The organism is Mesorhizobium sp. B2-4-2 (assembly GCF_006442845.1).
In the GTDB taxonomy this organism is placed as follows: Bacteria; Pseudomonadota; Alphaproteobacteria; order Rhizobiales; family Rhizobiaceae; genus Mesorhizobium.
Map to the genome: position 1 here is coordinate 270692 of NZ_VFVM01000003.1, position 23152 is coordinate 293843.

Here is a 23152-nt window from a genome sequence, read left to right on the forward strand (position 1 = left end):
TTCACGGAAACCCAGACCGCCCTGTCTTTTCGTTTTCGATGCGATTGCGGACGCGGGTTCACGCGCTTGCGGAGTGCGCCAGTCCCATCAATAGCCGAGCGCCTCGCCGGAAGCGGCGCGGCTGTCGATGGCGCCATTGTAGCGGGCGCCGCCACCCTTCCCAATTTCCGCCAGGCTCTTGCCGCCGACCAGTATGCCCGCTGCCTGACCCCAGGTCTTGTCGCTGAGATCGAGATGATAACCCATGCCGGCCAGCAACCTTTCGGTGTCCGGCGACAGTCCGAACGGCTCGATATAGACCGTGTCGGGCAGCCATTGATGATGGATGCGCGGCGCGTCGATCGCCTCCTGGATGTTCATGCCGTGGTCGATGACGTTGACGATGGCTTCCAGCGTAATGGTGATGATGCGCGAACCGCCGGGGCTGCCGATGACCATGAACGGCTTGCCGTCCTTGGCCACCACGGTCGGGCTCATCGACGACAGCGGCGTCTTCTTCGGCTGGATGGCGTTGGCCTCGCCCTGGACCAGGCCGTAGAGGTTGGGCACGCCGGGCTTCTGGGTGAAATCGTCCATCTCGTTGTTGAGCAGGATACCGGTTCCGTCGGCGACGACGCCGGCGCCAAACGAGCCGTTGAGCGTGTAGGTGACCGCGACCGCGTTGCCGTCCTTGTCGATGATCGAATAATGCGTCGTCTCCTTGCTCTCGCCGAACCCCTTCGGCATCAGGTCCTGAGACACGCCGGCCCGGAACGGATCGATCTTGTCGCGGATGTCCTTGGCGTAGGCCTTGTCCAGCAGTTTCGAGACCGGATTGTCGACGAAATCGGGATCTCCGAGCGCCGAATTGCGGTCGACATAGGCGTGGCGGATGGCTTCGATCATGACATGCACGGTCTCGGCCGAACCGGCGCCAAGATAGGACAGCGGATAGCCTTCCAGCACGTTGAGGATTTCACAGATGATGACGCCGCCGGAGCTGGGCGGCGGCGAGGAAATGATCTCGTAGCCGCGATAGGAACAGGTCACCGGCTTGAGCTCGCGCACCGCATATTGTTCGAAATCGCCCTTGGCCAGGATACCGCCCTTGGCGCCGCTTGCCTTGACGATGGCATCGGCGATGGCGCCCTTGTAGAAGGCGTCGGGGCCTTTTTCGGAAATCGCCGAGAGCGACGCGGCTAGGTCGGGCTGGACCAGCCGCTCGCCGATGCCATAGGGCTTGCCATCCGGCTTCAGGAATATGGCCGCCGCGGCGGGATCCTTCGCCAGCCTGTCGGCACCTCCGGCAAACGAGGCGGCGTCACCCTGATTGAGGATGAACCCGTCCTTGGCATAGCGAATGGCCGGCGCCATGAGGTCCTGCCGGGACAAGGTGCCGTATTTTTCGCGCGCCATCTCGAAACCGGCGACGGAGCCCGGCACGCCGACGGCGAGGTAGCCGTCGAGGCTGGCGCCTTTCACCGGTTTGCCGTCCTTGTCGAGATACATGGTCTTGGTCGCGGCCAGCGGCGCACGTTCGCGGAAATCGAGGAAGGTCGACTTGCCGTCCTTGAAGCGGACAGTCATGAAGCCGCCGCCGCCGATATTGCCGGCATTGGGATAGACGACGGCGAGCGCATAACCAACGGCGACCGCCGCATCGACGGCGTTGCCGCCCTTCTTCAGGACTTCGACGCCCACCTCCGACGCCAGATGCTGCGCGGTGACAACCATGCCGTTCTCGCCTTTGGCAGGCGCTGGCGAGGCGGCGAAGGCGGCCGCCCATGGCGCGAAAGCGATTGTGAAGGAGAGGCTGACGGCGATCAGCGTGCGGCGAGTGATATGCATGGCGAGGCTCCTGGCGGGGGACGCCTAGGAAACCGTGTTGGGGTGATCGAGTCCACTAACAATTGAGGGAGCACGAGAAAGAGCCCCACCCGGATTGCCATCCGACCTCTTCCCTAGTCTAGTGGAGAGGAGGCTGTCAGCGCTCGCGCCAGTCTCTTTTCCCCAGCGGGGAGAAGGTGGCCGCGAAGCGACCGGATGAGGGGCGGGCTCGGCCTCAGACAATGCCACCGCTGCCGCCGGCAACGGCCGGGCGTTCCGCCGCGACCTTGGCGCGGTAGCCTGCCGCCCGGTAAGCGGCGACCGGATCGATGGCGCCGCCGGTGTTCAGCCGCGCCATGGCCAAGATCGGCTCGACATCGGTGCGGTAGGCTGATTTTAGCGTCTGCGTTGCCATCAGCGCGTCATTGCCGTCCTGAAAACCTTCAAGCGCCTTGCGGTCGACCAGCAGCGCCTGCGCGTAGGCGCGCTGCACCTCGACCGCGGACAGCATCAGGCTCTCGATCGGATCGGTGACGTTGTGGCTCTGGTCGAGCATATGGGCCGGATCGAAGCCGTCGGCGCCGGACAGTTCGGCGTCGACCAGTTCGTTGAAGACCAGGAACAGCCGGTAGGGGTCGATCGAACCGGCATCGAGGTCGTCGTCGCCATATTTCGAATCGTTGAAGTGGAAGCCGCCGAGTTTCCTGAACTGGATCAGCCGCGACACGATCATCTCGATGTTGACGTTGGGCGCGTGGTGGCCGAGATCGACCAGGCAGAAGGCCTTGTCGCCGAGTTCCTTGGCAATAATGCAATTGGTGCCCCAATCCTGCACGACGGTGGAATAGAAGGCAGGCTCGTATATCTTGTGTTCGGTGAACAGCTTCCAGTCAGCGGGCAGCCCGACATAGACCTCTTTCATGGCATCGAGATAGCGCTCGAACGCCTTGGCGAAGTTGACCTGGCCGGGGAAGTTCGAGCCGTCGCCGATCCACACCGTCAGCGCCTTGGACCCAAGCGTCTTGCCGATCTCGATGCATTCAAGATTGTGCTCGACCGCTTGCCGGCGCGTTCCGGCATCGGCATGCGAGAGCGAGCCGAATTTGTAGGACAGCTTTTGGTCCCTGGCGTCGGAGAACGTATTGGAGTTCATGGCGTCGAAGCCGAGGCCGAAACGCGAGGCCGCCTGCTTCAGCCGGTTCGGGTCGGCCTTGTCCCAGGGAATGTGCAGCGACACCGTCGGTGTCGCCTGCGTCAATTGCTTGATGACGGCGCAATCCTCGATCTTGTCGAAGATGTCGCGCGGTTCGCCGGCGCCGGGGAAACGGGCAAAGCGCGTGCCGCCGGTACCGACACCCCAGGAGGGGATCGCCACCGCGAATTTCTCGACCTTGTCTCGGATCGCGTCGATGGCGATGCCGCGACGGTCGAGCCGTTCGCCGAGCGAGGCGTAGTCACGCTCGAGGTCGGCCTTGCGCGCGGCGTTGTTTTTTTCGACGACGTCGGCCGAGATGATGGTTTCGGACACTGCTGTTCCTCCCAGATTTCGTTCGGCTGGCGCTGCCCCTCATCCGCCTGCCGGCACCTTCTCCCCGTGAACGGGGAGAAGGAAGGCCTAGCGCGTAAAGCTTTGCGCGTTACCGGCGTCGACATTGACGATGTTGCCGGTCGACTTGGCCGACATGTCGGAGGCGAAGAAATAGATCGCTTCGGCGATGTCCTCGGGAAACACCGAGCGCTTCAGCATCGAGCGCGAGCGGTAATGTTCCTCAAGGTCGTCGGTCGACATCTTGTAGGCGGCGGCGCGCTGTTCCTTCCACTCGCCGGACCAGATCTTGGAGCCGCGCAGTACGGCGTCCGGATTGACGACGTTGACCCTGATCTGCGCCTCCGCGCCCTCCAGCGCCAGGCAGCGGGCGAGATGGATCTCGGCGGCCTTGGCGGTGCAATAGGCGGCGGCGTTCGGCGAGGCGGCAAGGCCGTTCTTGGAAGCGACGAAAACGACGTTGCCGCCGATCTTCTGCACCCTGAACAGCCGGAACGCTTCCCGCGAGACCAGGAAATATCCCGTCGACAGGATGTCCATGTTCTTGTTCCACAGCGCCAGCGTCGTGTCCTCGATCGGCGCCGAGGAGGCGAGGCCGGCGTTGGAGACCAGAATATCGATGCCGCCGAACTCGACCGCCGTTTCGGCAAAGCCGGCGACGACCTGATCCTCCGACGTGACGTTGATGACCACGGGGCGGACAAAATCCTTGCCATAGGCCTTGGCCAGTTCGTCGTTGGCGCTGGCAAGTGCTGTCTCGTCGATGTCGGCGAGCACCACGCAGGCGCCTTCGCGCAGCAGCCGGCTCGCCGTCGCGCGGCCGATGCCGCCCGCGCCGCCAGTGACGAGCGCGATCTTGCCGGCAAGAGCCTTGGGCTTCGGCATGCGCTGCAGCTTCAGATCCTCGAGCAGCCAGTATTCGATGTCGAAGGCTTCCTGCGCAGGCAGGCCGACATAGGAGGAGACGGTCGAGGCGCCGCGCATGACGTTGATGGCGTTGACGTAGAACTCCCCCGAAATGCGCGCCGTGGCCTTGTCGCCGGCGAAGGTGAACATGCCGACGCCGGGCATCAGATAGACGACGGCGTTGGGATCGCGGATGGCGGGCGAGTCCGCATGCTTGCAGCTGTCATAATAGGCCTGGTAGCCGACGCGGTATTCGGCAATGTCGTCGGCCAGCCGCGCGATGACGGCATCGACATCGGGCTTGGCCGGATCGAACTCGATGACCAGCGGCCGGATCTTGGTGCGCAGGAAATGGTCCGGGCATGAGGTGCCGAGTGCCGCCAGCGGGCGCAGATCCCTGGAATTGACGAATTCGAGCACGGCGGCGGAATCGTCGAAATGGCCGAGCTTATGGCTCTTTTCCGAGATGAGGCCGCGGATCCTCGGCATCAGCTTCGCGGCGATGGCGCGGCGTTCGGCGGCGTCGAGCGACTTGACCGCTTCGCCACCGAAAATGGCGACGCCCTCGGAACGCCGCTCGAACCACTCGATCGCCTGGTTGATCACCGAGATCGTCGTTTCGTAGCATTCCTTCGGGCTGTCGCCCCAGGTGAACAGGCCGTGGCTTTCCAGGATCACGCCCTTGGCGGCTGGATGGTCGAGGCAGAATTTCTCCAGCCACAGGCCAAGTTCGAAGCCCGGCCGCTTCCACGGCAGCCAGCCTATGGCGTCGCCGAAGATTTCCTTCGTCAGGGCCTTGGAATCTTTGGCGGCAGCGATGGCGATGATGGCGTCGGGATGCATGTGATCGACACAGGGCTTCGGCACGTAGGCATGCAGCGGCGTGTCGATCGAGGCCGCGCGCGGATTGAGATTGAAGGTGCAGTGGGGCAGATAACCCACCATCTCGTCTTCATGCTCGACGCCGCGATAAAGGCCTTTGAGGGCTCGCAATTTGTCCATGTAGAGCGTGGCAAAACCATCAAGCTTGATCGAAGCGCTGTCGCCGCCGGAGCCCTTCACCCACAGCACTTCCACGTCCTGTCCGGTGAGCGGATCCTGTTGCCGGATTTTCGACGATGTGTTGCCGCCGCCGTAATTGGTGACACGCTTGTCGGAGCCGAGCGTGTTCGAACGATAGACCAGAAGCTCGGGATCGCTCATCCCCCTTGCCTTCGCATCATCCCAAAGATTGGCGAGGCGCGAGCCGGAGCGCTTGTCGAGCATGGGTAATCCTCCCTTGAAGCGCGGACGGTGCGCTCCTCTTTTCGTCGGGAATGTCTACGCAAGGCGGGGCTTTGTCAATCACAAACGATCAACATCAATCATATTGCACTGCACAATGAAATTATATGATCGGAAATGATTGACACTGCGCGATTTCTAATGCCAGATGGCCATGCAGGGAGGAACCATGCACGAAAAAGAGCGCCACAGGATCATTCTGTCCGCCGTCCAGGAAAAGCCTGTGGTGACGGTGCAGGAAATGGTCGACCTGACGGAGTCTTCCGAGGCGACGATCCGGCGCGATATCGCGGCCCTGCACGTGCAAAAGCGACTGCGCCGGGTGCGCGGCGGCGCCGAGGCGATCACGCCGCCACAGTTCATCGGCCTTGCCGGCAGGCCTTTTTCCGTCAACGAGACGCTCAATGCCGCGCAGAAGCGGGCGATAGCGCGGGAAGCGGTGGAACTCTGCAAGGACGGCGAGCCGATCATCATCAACGGCGGCACCACCACCTTCCAGATGGTGCATTTCCTGACCGGCCGCCGCATGCCGATCTTCACCAATTCCTTCCCGATCGCCGAAAGCCTGCTCAAGCACTCCAAGAACACGGTGATGCTGTCCGGCGGCACCATCTACCGCGAGCAGAACATCATCCTGTCGCCCTTCGACAATGACGTGACGCGCAATTTCTACGCGCGCCGCATGTTCATGGGCGCCCAGGGGCTCGGGCCGCTCGGCCTGATGGAAGGCGATCCGCTCTTGATCCAGGCGGAACAGAAGCTGATCGATCAGGCCGACGAGTTGGTGGTGCTGGTCGATTCTTCGAAATTCCGCAAACGCTCCAGCCTGATCCTGTGCGGCCTGTCGCGCATCACCACCGTCATCACCGACGACGGCATCGAGGACCGCGAGGCAAAGATGCTCGAAACAGCGGGGGTAACGCTGATCGTCGCCCGCAAGTCGGCAAAGGAAGAATCTTCGCTGCAAGCCTGAGAGACACCCTCACGCCCGCAGCGGCGATGGAATGCAACGCTCAAGGGAGGAATATTCGATGAGCTTTCTGAAGAAACTGATGGTTACGGCGGCCTTTTCCGCCGCCATGGTCGTGAATGCCGCCTATGCCGAGAACGTCAAGATCGCGCTGGTGGTGAAGTCGCTCGGCAACGGCTTCTTCGACGCCGCCAACAAGGGCGCCGAAGAGGCGGCCAAGGAACTGGGCGATGTCGACATCATCTACACCGGCCCGACCAAGGCGACCGCCGAAGCGCAAATCGAGGTGGTCAATTCACTGATCGCGCAAAAGGTCAACGCCATCGCCATCTCGGCCAATGACGCCGACGCGCTGGTGCCGGTGCTGAAGAAGGCCATGGAGCGCGGCATCACCGTCATCTCCTGGGATTCGGGCGTCGCCAAGGAAGGCCGCCAGCTTCACCTCAACCCGTCCGATACCGGCCTGATCGGCGAGACCATCATCAAGCTCGCCGCCGACTATTTGCCGGAGGGCGGCGACGTCGCCATCCTGTCGGCCTCCTCGACCGCGACCAACCAGAACGCCTGGATCGACGCGGCCAAGAAGGTGCTGCCGGAGAAATTTCCGAAGATCAAGCTCGTCGCTACCGTCTATGGCGATGACGACTCGGCCAAGAGCACCGACGAAGCCAAGGGCCTCTTGAAGTCCTATCCGAACCTGAAGGCGATCATCGCGCCGACCACCGTCGGCGTCGTCGCCGCTGCCCAGGTCGTCACCGATGAGAAGCTGATCGGCAAGGTCAACGTCACCGGCCTCGCGCTGCCGTCGGAGTTCAAGAAGTTCATCGACAACGGCGCTTCACAGGCCGTGGCTCTTTGGAACCCGATCGACCTCGGTTACTCCGCCGTCTACCTCGCCCACGATCTGGCGGTGAAGAAGGAAGAGGCCAAGCCCGGCGCGACGCTGTCGATCGGCCGCGTCGGCAAGGTGACGCTCGACGACACCAATTCGGCTGCGATGGCTCCGCCCTTCCAGTTCGACAAGACCAACATCGAGAAGTTCTCCAAGATCTACTGATCCGGAGCTTCAAGCTGACGCGGCGGGGTTCACGCCCCGCCGCAACTTCAAACGCACCTTGTTTCAGGGCTTGATACGACCATGGACACGACAGCCCAACACGGCACGGTGAAGGACGGGCCCCTGGCCTCCACGCCGCGCCTGACGCTGTCCGGCATCTCGAAGAGCTTTCCCGGCGTGCGCGCGCTGCACAATGTCAGCCTCTCGCTCTATCCGGGCCAGGTGACGGCGCTGATCGGCGAGAACGGCGCCGGCAAGTCGACGCTGGTCAAGATCATGACCGGCATCTACCAGCCCGATGCGGGCACGATCAGCATAGACGGGCAGGACGTCACCCTGCCCAGCGCGCACGCCGCCTTCGGCCATGGCGTTACCGCCATCCATCAGGAAACCGTGCTGTTCGACGATCTGACGGTCGCCGAAAACATCTTTCTCGGCCATGCGCCGCGCACCCGCTTTGGCACCATCGACTGGCGCACCATGCGCAGAAATGCGCGCGAAGTGCTCGACACCATGCATGCCGGCCATATCGACGCCGATGCAAGGCTGAAGGACCTCGGCATCGCCAACAAGCATCTCGTTGCCGTGGCGCGGGCCATGTCGATCGACGCGCAGATCGTCATCATGGACGAACCGACGGCCGCCCTTTCGATGAAGGAGATCGAAGAGCTCTTTTTGCTGATCGAGTTCCTCAAGAGCGAAGGCAAGGCGATCCTGTTCATCAGCCACAAGTTCGACGAGATCTACCGCATCGCCGACCGCTACACCGTGTTCCGCGACGGCGAGATGGTCGGCGAAGGGCTGATCAAGGATGCCGCCCAGAGCCAGATCGTGCGCATGATGGTGGGCCGTGCGGTCGATCACATCTTTCCACAGCGCAAGGCCGAGATCGGCGCGCAGGTGCTGTCGGTCTCCGGCCTGTCGCACCCCACCGAATTCAACGACATCGGTTTCGAGCTGCACAAGGGCGAGATTCTCGGCTTCTACGGCCTTGTCGGCGCCGGCCGCAGCGAGGTGATGCAGGCGATTTCAGGGATCACTCGCACCTCCGGCGGCACGATCACGCTGGACGGCAAGACGATCGCGCCGAAATCGGCGGCGGATTCGATCGAGGCCGGCATCGTCTACGTGCCGGAGGAGCGCGGCAAGCAGGGCGTGGTGATCGGCCTGCCCATCTTCCAGAATGTTTCTCTCCCGTCGCTGGCACGCACCTCCAAATCCGGCGTGCTGCGGCTGGCGGAGGAGTTTTCGCTCGCCCGCTCCTACACCGAGCGGCTCGACCTCAGGGCCTCCTCGCTCAGCCAGGATGTCGGCACGCTGTCGGGCGGCAACCAGCAGAAGATCGTCATTGCCAAATGGCTGGCGACCACGCCCAAGGTCATCATCCTGGACGAGCCGACCAAGGGCATCGACATCGGCTCCAAGGCCGCCGTGCACGGCTTCATGGCCGAGCTGGTGGCGCAAGGCCTGTCGGTTATCATGGTGTCGTCGGAGCTGCCCGAAATCCTCGGCATGTCCGACCGCGTCGTCGTCATGCGCGAGGGCCTTGTCGCGGCCGTCTACGACAACAACGGACTGGACGCCGAGACGCTGGTCCGGACGGCGGCGGGGATCGCGGCATGAAAACTTTGCTGAAATATCGCGAAATCTGGTTGCTGGCGGCCATCGTCGTGCTGATCGGGCTGATCTCGACGCGTTTTCCCGCCTTCGCCGACCCCGGCAATTTGCGCCAGGTGTTCAACGACACCTCGATCCTGATGATCCTGGCGCTCGGGCAGATGGTGGTCATCCTGACCCGTTCGATCGACCTGTCGATGGCATCGAACCTCTGCTTCACCGGCATGGTGGTGGCGATGCTGAACGCCGCTCACCCGGCGATCCCGATCCCGCTGCTGATCGTCATTGCCCTGGTCGTCGGCCTGGTGCTCGGCGCCATCAACGGCCTTCTGGTGTGGCGGCTGAACATCCCCTCGATCGTGGTGACATTGGGCACGCTGACCATCTATCGCGGCGCCACCTTCGTCATCTCCGGCGGCGCCTGGGTCAATGCCGACAAGATGAGCCCCGAGTTCATCGGCTTCCAACGCGCGGCCTTACTCGGCATTCCGGTGCTGTCCTGGATCGCCATTCTGGTCATCGCGCTGTTCTTCATCCTGATGACGCGCACCGCGCTCGGCCGCTCGATCTATGCCATCGGCGTCAATCCGACGGCGTCGGTCTATGCCGGCATCGATGTCGGGCGGACGAAATTCATCGTCTTCTGCATCTCCGGCATGATCGGCGGGCTCGCCGGCTATCTCTGGATCTCACGCTACGTGATCGCCTCGGTCGAGGTCGCCAATGGCTACGAGCTCAACATCATCGCCGCTTGCGTCATCGGCGGCATCTCGATTGCCGGCGGCATCGGTTCGGTCGGGGGCGCGGTGTTGGGGGCGCTGTTCCTGGGCATCATCTCCAACGCGCTGCCGGTCATCAACATCTCGCCCTTCTGGCAGATGGCGATTTCGGGCAGCGCCATCATCCTCGCCGTCGTGCTCAACGCGCGCGGCGAACGCCAGCAGGGCCGCATCATCCTGAGAAAAATGGAGGCGGCATGAGCGACGTCCCTGCCCCGCGCCACATTCCGGACCGGCTCGACAAGCCGTTTCGTTCGGCGATCTTTTCCTGGGAAGCGCTGCTGGTCGTGGTGGCCCTCGCCATCTTCGCCATCAACAGCTTCGCCTCGCCCTATTTCCTCGACCCCTATTCGCTGTCGGACCTGACCTTCAACTTCACCGAGAAGGGCCTGATCGCCTTCGCCATGGCGCTGCTGATCATTTCGGGCGAGATCGACCTGTCGGTCGCCGCCATCATCGCGCTGGCCTCGACCATGATGGGCATGGCGGTGCAGGCCGGCGCCGGAACGCCGGTGCTGGTGGCGATCGGCATCGTCGTCGGGCTCGGCTGCGGCGCCTTCAACGGCCTGCTGGTCACGAGGCTTGGCCTGCCCTCGATCGTCGTCACCATCGGCACGATGAGCCTGTTTCGAGGCATCGCCTTCATCATCCTCGGCGACCAGGCCTACAAGGGTTATCCCGAGAGCTTCGCCTTCTTCGGCCAGGGTTACGTCCGGTGGGTGGTGTCGTTCGAATTGGTGCTCTTTCTCATCGCCGCCGTCGTCTACTGGTTCGTGCTGCACCGCACGAGTTTCGGCCGCCGCGTCTTCGCCATCGGCAACAATCCGGTCGCGGCACAGTTTTCCGGCGTGCGTGTCGGCCGCATCAAGTTCATCCTGTTCTGCCTGACCGGGCTGATGTCCGGCATCGCCTCTGTGCTGATCACCTCCCGGCTCGGTTCGACCCGTCCCTCGATCGCGCAGGGCTATGAGCTGGAAGTCATCACCATGGTGGTGCTTGGCGGCGTCAGCATCCTTGGCGGCGCAGGCAGCATTGTCGGCGTCGTGCTCGCCGCCTTCATCATGGGGCTGGTGACCTTCGGGCTCGGCCTGCTCAACGTGCCCGGCATCGTCATGTCGATCTTCATCGGCCTGCTCCTGATCATCGTCATCGCGCTGCCGATCGTCTGGCGGCGGCTGCGCGGGGGACGCTGATGGCCGAAAAATACGCGTTCAAGATGATGCTCAAGCCCGGCATGAAGGCGGAATACAAGAAGCGTCACGACGAGATATGGCCATCGCTGGTCGCGCTGTTGAAGCAGGCCGGGGTTTCCGACTATTCCATCCATCTCGACGAGGAGACCAACATCCTGTTCGGCGTGCTGTGGCGGCGGGACGACCATGGCATGGCCGACCTGCCGAAGCATCCGGTGATGCAGCGCTGGTGGGCAGACATGGCCGACCTCATGGAGACCAGGCCTGACAATGAGCCGGTGGCCGTGCCCCTGGAAACCATGTTCCACATGGCATGAGTGCCCCGCGCCACATCGCCGTCATCGACATCGGCAAGACCAACGCCAAGGTGGCGCTGGTCGACCTCGCCACTCTGAGTGAGGTCGCGCTGCGCCGAATGGCGAACGCGCCGGTGCGGCAAGCTCCCTACCCGCATCACGATGTCGAGGCGCTGTGGGCCTTCATCCTCGACAGTCTTGCCGATCTCAACCGCGAACAGACCATCGACGCCGTTTCGATCACCACCCATGGCGCGACGGGCGCTCTGGTGGAGGCCTCCGGCGAGCTGGTGTTGCCCGTGCTCGACTACGAATTCGACGGCCCCGAGGAACTCGCGGCCGAGTATGACCCGATCCGTCCGCCCTTCGCTGAAACCGGCACGCCGCGGCTGCCGCTCGGCCTCAATCTCGGCGCGCAATTCTTCTGGCAGCAGAAGCGCTTTCCGGCGGAATTCGCCAGGACAACGGCGATGTTGATGTATCCGCAATATTGGGCGCTGCGGCTGACCGGCATCGCCGCCAACGAGGTGACCTCGCTCGGCTGCCACACCGATCTGTGGAACCCGTGGAAAGCGGATTTCTCGGCGATGATCGACCGCCTCGGTTGGCGCGCGTTGATGGCGCCGGTGCGGCCGGCAAGGGACCGGCTCGGCCCGCTCCTGCCGGCGCTTGCCGCGCGAATCGGGCTCGATCCGCAGACGCCCGTGTTCTGCGGCCTGCACGATTCCAACGCCTCGCTGCTGCCGCATCTTCTCGCCGACGCGCCGCCTTTCAGCGTCGTCTCGACCGGCACCTGGGTGGTGTCGATGTCGGTCAGCGGCAGATCGGTGGCGCTCGACCCGGCGCGTGATACGCTGGTCAACGTCAACGCGCTGGGCGATCCCGTGCCATCGGCGCGCTTCATGGGCGGCCGCGAATTTTCCGTGCTGACGGATGATCAGCCGGAGAACTGGACCGAAGACGACGTCGGGGCCGTGCTGGCAAAAAGGACGCTGCTGCTGCCATCGACACAACAGGGGTCGGGACCGTTCCCGCATCGTGCGGCGGCGTGGCTCAACGCTGACGGCATGAACAGCGGCCAGCGCTTTGCCGCCATCTCTTTCTATCTGGCGCTGATGACGGCGACCTGCCTCGATCTGATCGGCGCCGACGGCCCGACCATTGTCGAAGGCCCTTTCGCCCGCAACCGGCTCTTTGTCGGCATGCTGGCGGCGGCGACCGCCAGAAGCGTCGTCGCCTCCGAAGCCGCGACCGGCACCAGCATCGGCGCCGCGTTGCTGGCATCGGACAAGGCTGAGGCGCATGGCAAGGGCTTGAGACAAGAACCGCCGGTCGACCCCGCCTTGACGGATTATGCAAGCACCTGGCGTGCGGCGGTCGAAGGGCGGGGCTGACTGCGGATCCGCTTGCCTAATCTTCATAGACCAGCCCCTGTGGATCGATCTCGGGCTTTCGGCCGGCGACGAGGTCGGCGAGGAATTTGCCCGAGCCGCAGGCCATGGTCCATCCGACATGGCCGTGGCCGGTGTCGAGATAGAGATTTTTGTAGCGGGCCCGGCCGATGACCGGCACGGAATTGGGCATCATCGGCCGCAGGCCCGCCCAGAACATGGCCTTCTCCTCGTCGAAGGCGCCAGGGAAAAGATCCTTGCCGGTGCTGATGATGGTGTTGAAGTCAGCGGGCTTGAAGCTTCGGTCAAAGCCGGTGAACTCGGCCGTCGAGGACATCCGCAAGCGGTTGCCCAGCCTGGAATAGCCGATCAGCCGGTCCTCGTCGGCGCCGCCCATGGTCGGCCCCTTGCTTTCGTCCTCCAGGGGGATCGTCGCGGTATAGCCTTTCACCGGATAAACCGGCAGGTCGATGCCGTAGCGGCGGCCGAGTAGGCCGCTTTCCGGGCCCATTGCGATGACAACCGCATCGCCGGCCACCGGGCCTGACGAGGTGATGACGGCCCGCACCCTGTCGCCTTCGATATCGAAACCTTCGACCGTGGTGCCGAACCGGAACTCGGCGCCAAGCCTCTCGGTCGCATAGGCGGCGAGCCTGTCGACAAACAGTTTGGAATCGCCAGTCTGGTCAGTGGGCGAATAAACCCCGCCGGCTATCTTGTCCTTCACCCCGGCAAGCCCCGGCTCCAGTTCGACCAGCCGGTCGCGCCCGACGATCTCGATCGGCAAGCCATGCTCGGCAAGATAGCGATAATTGTCGGTCCCGGTGTCGAGACTCTTCTGCGAGCGGAAGAAGTAGAGGATGCCCTTCTTGCGCTCGTCATAGTGGATGCCGGTCGCCTCCGACAGCGCATTGATGCAGTCGCGCGAATAGAGCGCGAGCCGCAGCTTGATGTCGGTGTTGGCGCGCAGGCGCGCCACCGTGCACTGGCGCAGGAAGCGCAGACTCCAGGCGAGAAAATAGGGATCGAAGCGCAGTCGCACCTTGATGCCGAGATCGTGGTTGTAGAGCCCGCGCAGGAAGGTCTTCAGCGCCGCCGGGGAAGCCCAGGCGGTGGCATCGCCCGGCGACACCAGCCCGGCATTCGACTGGCTGGTGCCCCGCGCCGGCGCCGGATGACGCTCGATGACGGTGACCTCATGGCCGTCGCTCGCCAGATAGTAGGCGGCCGCCGTGCCGACGACGCCGGCCCCGAGCACCGTTATCTTCATGTCGTCCCCCCAAAAAAGGTCGAACCGGGCAGCGCGCTTCCGCACCCTCCGCGAACGCCTTCCATAACGCTTCCCGGAGCGGCTTGCGAGCCCTTGGGAAAACCCGCTCAACCGCGTGCGGAATTCTTCCCCGTCAGGATACGCTCCCAGGCGAGCGCGTCGGCGACGATCTGGTCGAGATCGTCGCGTTGCGGCGTCCAGCCGAGTTCCGTCCGGGCGAGATCGGAATTGGCAACCACCGCGGCGGCGTCACCGGGGCGGCGCTCGCCCGTCCTGACCTCGAAATCATGGCCGAAGGCGCGGCGCACGCTCTCGATCACCTCCAGCACCGAGTAGCCGTGGCTGTAGCCGCAATTGGCGACGAGGCTCGCGCCCCCGGCGCGCAGCCGCTCAAGGGCCAGGCGATGCGCCGCGGCCAGGTCGCTGACATGGATATAATCGCGCATGCAGGTGCCGTCGGGCGTCGGATAATCGGTGCCGTACACCTGCATGAACGGCCGCTTGCCGAGCGCCGTCTCGCAAGCGACCTTGATCAGATGCGTGGCGCCCGGCGTCGACTGGCCGGTGCGCCCCCTGGGATCGGCGCCCGCGACGTTGAAATAGCGCAGCGCCGTGTAGCGCAGGCCATGCGCGATCGCCGCATCGCGCAGCATCCATTCGCTCATCAGCTTGGAGAGGCCGTAGGGCGATTCCGGCGTCAGGCTGGCATCCTCGCGCACCGGTTCCAGCCCAGCGCCGCCATAGACGGCGGCGGTCGAGGAGAAGATGAAGTTCGGTACGCCCTCGCGCACCGCCGTTTCGATCAGCGTGCGCGTCTTGCAGGTGTTGTTCTCGTAGTAGCCGAGCGGATCGGCGACGGATTCGGGAACGACGATCGAGCCCGCGAAATGGATGATCGCGTCGACATTGTTGTCGCGGATGATGGAGCCGACCAATTCCTTGTCGGCGACGTCGCCGACGACCAGCTTTGCCTCCGGTGCCACCGCCCATTCGAAACCGGTCGAAAGCCGGTCGAGAACGACCACGCTTTCGCCCGCATCCAGCAATTCCCAGACCATATGGCTGCCGATATAGCCGGCGCCGCCTGTCACCAAAACCGTCATTCCGCGTCCTCGCATTCAAGATCTATCGGAAACTGTCTCAACACCCGCTCTACTGGAAAGCCCGCCCTATGACCAATAAAACCCTGCGTAACCGACTTGGCCGGCATATGGCATCATGTCGAAACAAAAGCGCCCTACAGGCCGTTATCGCCAGGAAATAGGCCATGATCCGCCCCTCGTTAGGAACAGGTGCGGGGCGTGGCATTTTGACCAAAACGGGCCGGTGGACGGCCAATCGGGCAATGATTATGATCCAGCGCAAAACTGGGAAGCCGACATGAATTATCAGCGGTTCTTCGAGGACGCGATCGACCAGCTCCATGCGGAACGACGCTACCGCGTCTTTGCCGACCTCGAGCGCATAGCGGGCAAATTTCCGCGTGCCATCTGGCGCGCCAACGGCCGCGCAGAGGAAATCACCGTCTGGTGCTCCAACGACTATCTCGGCATGGGCCAGCACCCGGATGTCATCGCAGCGTTTCAGAACGCGGCGGGCCGGATGGGTTCGGGCGCCGGCGGCACCCGCAACATCTCCGGCACCAGCAATCCGCTGGTCGAACTCGAGCATGAGCTCGCCGACCTGCACGACAAGGAAGCCGCGCTGGTCTTCACCTCCGGTTTTGTCTCCAACGAGGCCTCGATCTCGACCATCGCGCGGCTTTTGCCCAACTGCCTGATCATCTCGGACGAGTTGAACCATGCCTCGATGATCGAAGGCGTGCGGCGCTCGGGCGCGGAAAAGAAGATTTTTCGCCACAACGATGTCGCGCACCTGGAAAGCCTGCTGCAGGCGGCGGGCCGCGAACGCGCCAAGCTGATCGTGTTCGAGAGCGTCTATTCGATGGATGGCGATATCGCGCCGATCAGAGAGATCGTCGACCTCGCCGAGCGCTATAACGCCATGACCTATATCGACGAGGTCCACGCCGTGGGCATGTATGGTCCGCGCGGCGGCGGCATCACCGAGCGGGAAGGCCTCGCCGACCGCATCGACATCATCGAGGGCACGCTCGCCAAGGCTTTCGGCACGCTGGGCGGCTACATCACCGGCACGAGCGCTGTCATCGACGCCGTGCGCTCCTATGCGCCGGGCTTCATCTTCACCACCGCGCTGCCGCCGGCCATCGCCGCCGCTGCCACTACCTCGATCCGTCATCTCAAGCGCTCGCAGGCCGAGCGTGACGCCCAGCAGCAGCAGGCGACGCGGACCAAGCAGATCCTCTCCGCCGCCGGCCTCCCGGTGATGGACTCGGCGACCCACATCGTGCCAGTGCTGGTTGGCGACCCCGAGCTTTGCAAGATGGCAAGCGACCGGCTGCTCGGCGTGCACGGCATCTACATCCAGCCGATCAACTATCCGACCGTGCCGCGCGGCACGGAGCGGCTGCGCATCACGCCGACGCCGTTCCATTCGGATGCGCTGATCGCCGAGCTGCAGGACGCCCTGGTCGAGACCTGGGACGCGCTCGGCATTTCCTATGGTTCAGCAGGACGACCTTCCGTGGCCAAGACCGACCGGATCATTCCCCTGCTGGTGCCCAAGTCAGGCGGCTGAAACCCGTTTGAAACTCCACTCCGGCGGCCGTCTGGGGCGCCGGAGCGACTTTCAATTCGGGCGTCATCAACCTCTCAAACAGTCGTCATCCACTTCGCCAGCCTGTGCGCCGCCTCCTCGAGCTGGTCGAGGCGGCGGTGGAAGCACAGCCTGAGGAAGGCTTCGCCGCCTGGGCCAAAGGCCGTGCCCGGCGCCAGGCCGACATTGGCCTTGTCGACGATCTCGAAGGCGGCGCTGCGCGAATCGGTGATGCCGTCCACCCTGAAGAACAGGTAGAAAGCACCTTGCGGCACGGTGAACCGGGCGCGGTCGGTGGCGCCGAGAATGCCGCAGACCAGATCGCGCGCCTTCCTAGCCCTCTCCACCTGTTCGGCGACGAAGACATCGCCTTCATCGAGCGCCGCGACCGCGCCGCGCTGCATGAACTGGGCGACACCTGAATTCGAATACTGGATCAGGTTCTCGAACACCTGCTGCAAACTCGGATGGGTCTTGATCCATCCGACGCGCCAGCCGGTCATCGCCCAGTTCTTGGAGAAGCTGTTCACGAACAGGATGCGGTCCTCTGCGGTCGCGATGTCGAGGAAGGACGGCGCGCGGCCTTGGCCATAGTGGAACAGCGAATATATCTCGTCCGCGATGATCCAAAGGCCATTTGCCCGGGCGAGATCGAGAATGGCGCGCAAAGTCTCGTGGTCGGCGGTCCAGCCGGTCGGATTGGACGGCGTGTTGATGAACAACGCCCTGGTCTTGGGCGTGATGGCGGCCGCGATCTTCTCGACATCGCACGACCAGCCATTGCCGGATTGATCGAGCGTGACCGGCACCGGCACGGCACCGGCGATGGCGGCGGCGGCGGCGAAATTCGGCCAGGCGGGCGACAAATAGATCACCTCGTCGCCGGCACCGGCGAGCGCGTCGAGCGCAAGCTGGATCGCATGCATGCCCGAGCCGGTGACGATGAATTCGTCCTCGGCGAAGTGTTTGCCGAAATGCCTGTGGTAATAGCGGGCAAGCGCCTGCCTCAGATCGGGGATGCCCCTCTGCCAGGTGTAGAACGTCTCGCCACCGGCCAGCGCTTTCGACGCGGCATCGGTGATGAAGGACGGCGTCGGCAGATCGCCCTCGCCGGCCCAGAGCGGGATCAAGCCGTCGCGCAGCCTGCCATAGTTGACGACGGCGACGATACCGCTTTCGGGCGCAGCCAAGGCCTCGGGGCGCAGGTTCTGGATCAGGGTCATGGGCAGGTCCGTTCCAACAGGGATAGCATGCCGGCTGTTCTACTACGGGCGAAAGCAAAAAACCCCGGCCGTGAACGACCGGGGTTTTGGTCCAGAAGAACCTGATGTCTCTATCTCCTGGCAAGCAGATCGCGGATTTCGGTCAGAAGCTGCACATCGGCAGGCGGCGGCGCGGCGGCAGGCGCGGGCTTTTCGGCCTCCAGGCGCCTGCGCAGGTTGTTCACCGCCTTGACCATCAAGAAGATGATGAATGCGAGGATGAGAAAGTTCAGCACGACCGTGATGAAGCTGCCATAGGCGAAGACGGCGCCCTCTTTCTTTGCCTCCGCCAGCGTGCCCGAGTGGACGTTCGAGGACAGTCCGAAGAAGTAGTTGTTGAAGTCCAACCCGCCGAAAATCGCGCCCACGATCGGCATGATGATGTCGTTGACAAGGGAATCGACGATCCTGCCGAAAGCAGCGCCGATGATGACGCCGACGGCCAGGTCCATCACATTGCCCTTGGAAATGAATTCCTGGAATTCTTTCAGCATTTCGACCCTCCTTGCCATGATCGGCCGCGTTCTCCAGCGCCGGCCAAGCCCACAATAGCAAAAACCTCCGGTTGCAAAACCGGAAAAAGGGCCAAGGCACCGGTTTGTTTTTACCCGCATCATCAGACGTCCATGCGCCGAACGCCGCGATGGACTCAGCTTCCAAGCTGTGGTTGCGTGCGGTGAGCGGGCGTCGAGCCGGCCAGGGAGGAAGCGCGAGCCGTGCAGGGCTTGTTCATCGTTGTCATCGCGATCGCTTATGTGACGCTTCTGTTCGCCATCGCCAGCCTTGGCGACCGCCGCTCGGCCAGCTCCGGGCCCGGTCGCGCACGTCCGTTCATCTACGCGCTCAGCCTGGCCATCTATTGCACCTCCTGGACGTTTTTCGGTTCTGTCGGCCTGTCTTCCGAGCGCGGCCTGGAGTTCCTCGGCATCTATACCGGCCCGGTGCTGGTGTTCGTGTTCGGTTTTCCCTTGCTCAACCGTCTCGTGCGGCTGGCCAAGACCGAGAAGATCACCTCGATCGCCGACTTCCTCGGCGCGCGCTATGGCAAGAGCTTCACCGTGGCCGCCATCGCCACGCTGATCGCGACCATCGGCGCGGTGCCCTATATCGCGCTGCAGCTGAAGGCGATCTCCGGTTCCGTCAGCCTGATGGTCGAGCATTACACCGGCTCGCCGCCCTCGTTCGATCCTTTCGTCAGCGACATCTCGCTGGTGGTCGCCATGCTGCTGGCGCTGTTCGCGGTGCTGTTCGGCACGCGCCACGCCGACGCCACCGAGCACCAGGACGGGCTGGTGCTGGCGGTGGCGGTCGAAACCGTGGTCAAGCTTGCCGCCTTCCTGGCGATCGGCCTGATGGTCACTTTCCTGATCTTCGGCGGGCCCGGCGACATGTTCGGCAAGCTGGCCGAAAACGGCCAGGTGCGGCAGGCGATGAGCTATTCGACGTCACTCGCCACCTGGCTGGTGCTGACCTGCCTGAGTGGCTTCGCTATCATCCTTCTGCCCCGGCAATTCTACGTCACCATCGTCGAGAACCGCAGCGAGGCGGAACTGCGCACCGCGACATGGGTGTTTCCGCTCTATCTGGTGGCGATCAACCTGTTCGTGCTGCCGATCGCCTTCGCCGGACTGTCGCTGGTCGGCACGAAGACGAGCAGCGACCTATATGTGCTGTCGCTGCCCTTGTTCGGCGGTCACGATTTCCTGGCCATGGCTGCCTTCATCGGCGGCCTGTCGGCGGCCACCGCCATGGTCATCGTCGAGAGCGTGGCGCTGTCGATCATGATCTCCAACGACCTCATCATCCCGCTGTTCGTGCGGCGGCTGCTGAGGACGACGTCTTCCGAAAACGAGGACTGGTCGACGCTCATCCTCAACGTGCGGCGGGCATCGATCTTCATCATGCTTTTCATCGCCTTCCTCTACTACCGCGAGAGCACCGACAGCGCGCGGCTGTCGTCGATCGGCCTGATGTCGTTCGCGGCGATCGCGCAATTCGCGCCGGCGCTGATCGGCGGGCTGATCTGGCGCGGCGCCAATGGCAGGGGCGCGGCCCTCGGCATGGTCGCCGGCATCCTGATCTGGGGCTACACGCTGCTGTTGCCATCGCTCGTCGCGCCCGAAACCGGCATATTGGTGCATGGCCTGTTCGGCTTCGAAGCGCTGCGGCCGCAGGCGCTGTTCGGCACCGTTGCGGAGCCGTTGAACCACGGCGTGCTGTGGAGCCTGTCGATCAACGCACTGTTTTTCGTGCTGGGCTCGCTGTCGCGCGCCGCGGTGCCGCTGGAGCGCATCCAGGCGTCGATCTTCGTGCCGCGCGAAGCCGGGCCGATGCCCAGCCTGCGCCGTTTCCGCACCGCCGTCACCGTCAACGACCTGAAGGACACCATCGCGCGCTATCTCGGCGTGCAGCGCACCGAGCGGTCGTTCCAGTCCTTCGAAAAGACCACCAACGTCATCCTGCATGGCAATGAGCAAGCCAGCATGGACGTCATCCGCTTTTCCGAGCAGCTTTTGGCCAGCGCCGTCGGCTCTTCGTCGGCGCGGCTGATCCTGTCGCTGCTGTTTCGCCGCCACGACCGCGAATCCAGGGATGCCTTCCGGCTGCTCGACGACGCCACGGAAGCGTTGCAACACAATCGCGACCTGTTGCAGATCGCGCTCGACCAGATGGAACAGGGCATCACCGTCTTCGACCGGGATTTCCGGCTGATCTGCTGGAACCGCCAGTACCGCGAGCTGTTCGACCTGCCCGACGACATGGGCCAGGTCGGCGTCTCGCTCGACCAGATCCTGCGCCATCTGGCGGAGCGCGGCGATATCCCGACCGACCAGCGGGTGACGATGCTCAACCGGCTGACCAGCTTCGTCAGCCCCTGGCAGATGGAACTGAAGACCAGCGGCCGGATCCTGGAGCTGCGCTCCAACCCGATGCCGGACGGCGGCATCGTCGCCACCTATGCCGACATTTCCGGCCGCGTCGAGCAGGACCTGGCGCTGAAGCGGGCGAACGAGTCGCTGGAACAGCGGGTGAAGACCCGCACCATCGAACTGACCAGGGTCAACGAGGAGTTGACCCGGGTCAACGAGGAACTGGCGCAGGCGCAGATGCTTGCCGAGGAGGCCAATCTGGGCAAGACGCGCTTCCTCGCCGCGGCCGGCCACGACATCCTTCAACCGCTCAACGCCGCCAGGCTCTACTGCTCGTCGTTGATCGAAAAGGCCGGCAAGGGCCCGGCCGGCAAGGCCGCGGTCAACATCGACTCCTCGCTGGAATCGGTCGAGACCATTCTGGGCGCCGTGCTCGACATTTCCCGCCTCGATGCCGGTGCCATGAAACCGGACGACACGGCCTTCAACCTAGACGCATTGCTGCGCCAGATCGGCAATGATTTCCGGCCGCTTGCCGCGGAAAAGCAACTCAAGCTGACGATCATGCCCTCGTCGCTGACAGTGATGACGGATCGCAACCTGTTGCGTCGCCTGATCCAGAACCTCGTTTCCAACGCCATCAAATACACACGTCACGGCCGCATCCTGGTTGGCGTGCGGCGGCGCGGCGAACTGGCGGAAATCCAGGTGATCGACACTGGCATCGGCATTGCCGGCGACAAGCTGAACACGGTGTTTCGCGAATTCACCCGGCTGGACGAAGGCGCGCGCGAGGCCGAAGGCCTCGGCCTCGGCCTTTCGATCGTCGATCGCATCGCGCGGGTGCTGAGGCTTGAAATCCGTATTTTCTCCAATCCGGGCAAGGGCACGCGCTTTTCCGTCATCCTGCCGGTGGCGGCCGTGCAGGAACCGAAACGCGAGGTCGAAACCAGGGCGCCGGCCCGCGCGGCGGCTTCGCTGGCCGGACTGAGCGTGCTGTGTATCGACAACGACGCCCGCATCCTGGAAGGCATGCGGCTGCTGCTCGAAGGCTGGGGCTGCGCCGTCGAGACCGTGTCCGGCATAACGAACCGGGATATCGCGATCCGCCGCCCGGACATTGTCCTTGCCGACTATCATCTCGATGGCGAAACCGGCCTCGACGCCATCGTCGGGCTGCGAGCGATCCACGGCGACGACCTGCCCGCCGTGCTGGTCACCGCCGACCGTTCCAACGAGGTACGCACGGCGGCGGCCGGGCTCGACGTCCCGGTGATCAACAAGCCGCTCAAACCGGCCGTGCTGCGCTCGATGATGGCCAGGGTCAGGCCGCTGGCGCCGGCGGCGGAGTAACTGTCAGATCTGCTTCATTTCGGCCCCGCCGACGGCGCCCAGGCTTCGAGATAGGCGCAAAACATGTCGGCCATCGCTTCGGCATGGCTTCTATCTCTGCCGACGGGCGAGGCGTTTCCGAAAAACTGGTCGCCGGGCCGACATCCGCATAACCATCCGCCAGGTTCGGGCGCTCAGCTCACCGGCTGCAGCGGATCGCTGCCGATCTTGGACAGCAGGATCACCGCCTGGGTGCGGCTGTCGACGCCGAGCTTCTGCAATATCGCCGAGACATGCGCCTTGATCGTCGCCTCTGAGACGCCGAGCTCATAGGCGATCTGCTTGTTGAGAAGGCCTTCCGCCAGCATGCCGAGCACGCGGGTTTGCTGCGGCGTGAGCGCCTGCAAGCGCTTGATCAGGTCCGATATTTCGGGATCGCGCTCGACACCGAGATCGATGCCGGCCGGTGCCGCGATATCGCCCGCAAGGACCGATCGCACGGCGTCGCGGATTTCCTCCATGCTGGCCGATTTGGAGATGAAACCGGACGCGCCGAGGTCGAGCGCGCGCCGGATGGTCGCCGGGTCGTCATGGGCGGAGACCACCACCAGCGGCGCCGCCGGATGGATGCCGCGCAACGAGATCAGGCCGGAAAGGCCGCTCGCGCCCGGCATCGACAGGTCGAGCAGCACCAGATCGACCTCCTCGTTGGCCACGACCAGCGCCTTGGCGCTTTCGAAATCGCCGGCTTCGTGAATAGCGGTGACATTGCCGATGCCGGCAAGCGCTTCGCGCAACGCACCGCGAAACAGCGGGTGATCGTCGGCGATGACGAAAGAATAGCCTGATGGCAAATATCCCTCCCCGGATCCCTTGATGGTCTTCTGTTTTCTCGGG

17 protein-coding genes are annotated in these 23152 nt (G+C 63.8%); 9 read left to right on the plus strand and 8 right to left on the minus strand.

The features are described 5' to 3' along the window. Nucleotides 1-87: 87 nt before the first annotated feature. The 3 genes from ggt to FJ942_RS08285 all read right to left on the minus strand — a co-directional run bounded on the left by ggt (nt 88) and on the right by FJ942_RS08285 (nt 5524). Nucleotides 88-1827 carry a gamma-glutamyltransferase gene (ggt, locus tag FJ942_RS08275; RefSeq protein ID WP_140897470.1) on the minus strand — a complete coding sequence of 580 codons (1740 nt, stop codon included), beginning with the start codon at nt 1825-1827 and terminating at the stop codon, nt 88-90. A 214-nt stretch (nt 1828-2041) separates the two neighbouring features. Beyond that, nucleotides 2042-3334 (minus strand): L-rhamnose catabolism isomerase, encoded by a 1293-nt coding sequence (gene rhaI, locus FJ942_RS08280; protein ID WP_140560849.1) that lies wholly within the window; start codon nt 3332-3334, stop codon nt 2042-2044. Nucleotides 3335-3421: 87 nt separating this feature from the next. Further along, nucleotides 3422-5524 carry a bifunctional rhamnulose-1-phosphate aldolase/short-chain dehydrogenase gene (locus FJ942_RS08285; protein WP_140897471.1) on the minus strand — a complete coding sequence of 701 codons (2103 nt, stop codon included), beginning with the start codon at nt 5522-5524 and terminating at the stop codon, nt 3422-3424. Nucleotides 5525-5711: 187 nt separating this feature from the next. Here FJ942_RS08285 and FJ942_RS08290 point away from each other — a divergent pair, with 187 nt between their 5' ends. The 7 genes from FJ942_RS08290 to FJ942_RS08320 all read left to right on the plus strand — a co-directional run bounded on the left by FJ942_RS08290 (nt 5712) and on the right by FJ942_RS08320 (nt 12848). Continuing rightward, on the plus strand, nt 5712-6515 hold the full coding sequence (locus FJ942_RS08290; RefSeq protein WP_140580371.1) for a DeoR/GlpR family DNA-binding transcription regulator: 804 nt from the start codon (nt 5712-5714) through the stop codon (nt 6513-6515). A 58-nt stretch (nt 6516-6573) separates the two neighbouring features. Continuing rightward, on the plus strand, nt 6574-7569 hold the full coding sequence (gene rhaS, locus FJ942_RS08295; protein ID WP_140496561.1) for a rhamnose ABC transporter substrate-binding protein: 996 nt from the start codon (nt 6574-6576) through the stop codon (nt 7567-7569). An 81-nt stretch (nt 7570-7650) separates the two neighbouring features. Beyond that, on the plus strand, nt 7651-9192 hold the full coding sequence (locus tag FJ942_RS08300; RefSeq protein WP_140897472.1) for a sugar ABC transporter ATP-binding protein: 1542 nt from the start codon (nt 7651-7653) through the stop codon (nt 9190-9192). Beyond that, a complete protein-coding gene (locus FJ942_RS08305; RefSeq protein ID WP_140564780.1) occupies nt 9189-10166 on the plus strand; it encodes an ABC transporter permease in 978 nt (325 codons plus the stop codon). Before FJ942_RS08300 ends, FJ942_RS08305 begins: the two co-directional genes overlap by 4 nt. Then, nucleotides 10163-11158 (plus strand): ABC transporter permease, encoded by a 996-nt coding sequence (locus FJ942_RS08310; protein WP_140513291.1) that lies wholly within the window; start codon nt 10163-10165, stop codon nt 11156-11158. Before FJ942_RS08305 ends, FJ942_RS08310 begins: the two co-directional genes overlap by 4 nt. Continuing rightward, nucleotides 11158-11475: an L-rhamnose mutarotase gene (gene rhaM, locus FJ942_RS08315; protein ID WP_140496569.1), complete on the plus strand. Its 318-nt coding sequence runs from the start codon at nt 11158-11160 to the stop codon at nt 11473-11475. The genes FJ942_RS08310 and rhaM overlap by 1 nt, the downstream gene beginning before the upstream one ends. Then, the gene (locus tag FJ942_RS08320) at nt 11472-12848 is read left to right on the plus strand and encodes an FGGY-family carbohydrate kinase (RefSeq protein ID WP_140897473.1); all 1377 of its coding nucleotides are present in this window, start codon (nt 11472-11474) and stop codon (nt 12846-12848) included. Before rhaM ends, FJ942_RS08320 begins: the two co-directional genes overlap by 4 nt. A gap of 16 nt (nt 12849-12864) precedes the next feature. Here FJ942_RS08320 and FJ942_RS08325 read toward each other — a convergent pair whose 3' ends face one another. Then, nucleotides 12865-14115, minus strand: a complete 1251-nt coding sequence (locus FJ942_RS08325; RefSeq protein ID WP_140764074.1) for a D-amino acid dehydrogenase — start codon at nt 14113-14115, stop codon at nt 12865-12867. A 107-nt stretch (nt 14116-14222) separates the two neighbouring features. Beyond that, nucleotides 14223-15218, minus strand: a complete 996-nt coding sequence (galE, locus tag FJ942_RS08330) for a UDP-glucose 4-epimerase GalE (protein ID WP_140666500.1) — start codon at nt 15216-15218, stop codon at nt 14223-14225. Between the two features lie 277 nt (nt 15219-15495). Here galE and hemA point away from each other — a divergent pair, with 277 nt between their 5' ends. After that, nucleotides 15496-16773: a 5-aminolevulinate synthase gene (gene hemA, locus FJ942_RS08335; protein WP_140523996.1), complete on the plus strand. Its 1278-nt coding sequence runs from the start codon at nt 15496-15498 to the stop codon at nt 16771-16773. A 74-nt stretch (nt 16774-16847) separates the two neighbouring features. Here hemA and FJ942_RS08340 read toward each other — a convergent pair whose 3' ends face one another. Together FJ942_RS08340 and mscL are read right to left on the minus strand one after the other, a co-directional pair. Further along, nucleotides 16848-18014 (minus strand): pyridoxal phosphate-dependent aminotransferase, encoded by a 1167-nt coding sequence (locus FJ942_RS08340; protein WP_140897474.1) that lies wholly within the window; start codon nt 18012-18014, stop codon nt 16848-16850. A gap of 110 nt (nt 18015-18124) precedes the next feature. Next, nucleotides 18125-18547 carry a large conductance mechanosensitive channel protein MscL gene (gene mscL / locus FJ942_RS08345; RefSeq protein ID WP_140496583.1) on the minus strand — a complete coding sequence of 141 codons (423 nt, stop codon included), beginning with the start codon at nt 18545-18547 and terminating at the stop codon, nt 18125-18127. A 222-nt stretch (nt 18548-18769) separates the two neighbouring features. Between mscL and FJ942_RS08350 the strand changes: the two genes are divergently transcribed. Beyond that, nucleotides 18770-22276 (plus strand): PAS domain-containing hybrid sensor histidine kinase/response regulator, encoded by a 3507-nt coding sequence (locus FJ942_RS08350; RefSeq protein ID WP_140897475.1) that lies wholly within the window; start codon nt 18770-18772, stop codon nt 22274-22276. Between the two features lie 173 nt (nt 22277-22449). Here FJ942_RS08350 and FJ942_RS08355 read toward each other — a convergent pair whose 3' ends face one another. Beyond that, the gene (locus FJ942_RS08355; RefSeq protein WP_140513279.1) at nt 22450-23109 is read right to left on the minus strand and encodes a response regulator transcription factor; all 660 of its coding nucleotides are present in this window, start codon (nt 23107-23109) and stop codon (nt 22450-22452) included. Nucleotides 23110-23152: the final 43 nt, after the last annotated feature.

Coding starts and splice junctions, on each gene's coding strand:
- ggt (WP_140897470.1), bottom strand. CDS start 1,827: ATGCATATCACTCGCCGCACGCTGATCGCCGTCAGCCTCTCCTTCACA.
- FJ942_RS08285 (WP_140897471.1), bottom strand. CDS start 5,524: ATGCTCGACAAGCGCTCCGGCTCGCGCCTCGCCAATCTTTGGGATGAT.
- FJ942_RS08290 (WP_140580371.1), top strand. CDS start 5,712: ATGCACGAAAAAGAGCGCCACAGGATCATTCTGTCCGCCGTCCAGGAA.
- rhaS (WP_140496561.1), top strand. CDS start 6,574: ATGAGCTTTCTGAAGAAACTGATGGTTACGGCGGCCTTTTCCGCCGCC.
- FJ942_RS08300 (WP_140897472.1), top strand. CDS start 7,651: ATGGACACGACAGCCCAACACGGCACGGTGAAGGACGGGCCCCTGGCC.
- FJ942_RS08305 (WP_140564780.1), top strand. CDS start 9,189: ATGAAAACTTTGCTGAAATATCGCGAAATCTGGTTGCTGGCGGCCATC.
- FJ942_RS08310 (WP_140513291.1), top strand. CDS start 10,163: ATGAGCGACGTCCCTGCCCCGCGCCACATTCCGGACCGGCTCGACAAG.
- rhaM (WP_140496569.1), top strand. CDS start 11,158: ATGGCCGAAAAATACGCGTTCAAGATGATGCTCAAGCCCGGCATGAAG.
- FJ942_RS08320 (WP_140897473.1), top strand. CDS start 11,472: ATGAGTGCCCCGCGCCACATCGCCGTCATCGACATCGGCAAGACCAAC.
- FJ942_RS08325 (WP_140764074.1), bottom strand. CDS start 14,115: ATGAAGATAACGGTGCTCGGGGCCGGCGTCGTCGGCACGGCGGCCGCC.
- galE (WP_140666500.1), bottom strand. CDS start 15,218: ATGACGGTTTTGGTGACAGGCGGCGCCGGCTATATCGGCAGCCATATG.
- hemA (WP_140523996.1), top strand. CDS start 15,496: ATGAATTATCAGCGGTTCTTCGAGGACGCGATCGACCAGCTCCATGCG.
- FJ942_RS08340 (WP_140897474.1), bottom strand. CDS start 18,014: ATGACCCTGATCCAGAACCTGCGCCCCGAGGCCTTGGCTGCGCCCGAA.
- mscL (WP_140496583.1), bottom strand. CDS start 18,547: ATGCTGAAAGAATTCCAGGAATTCATTTCCAAGGGCAATGTGATGGAC.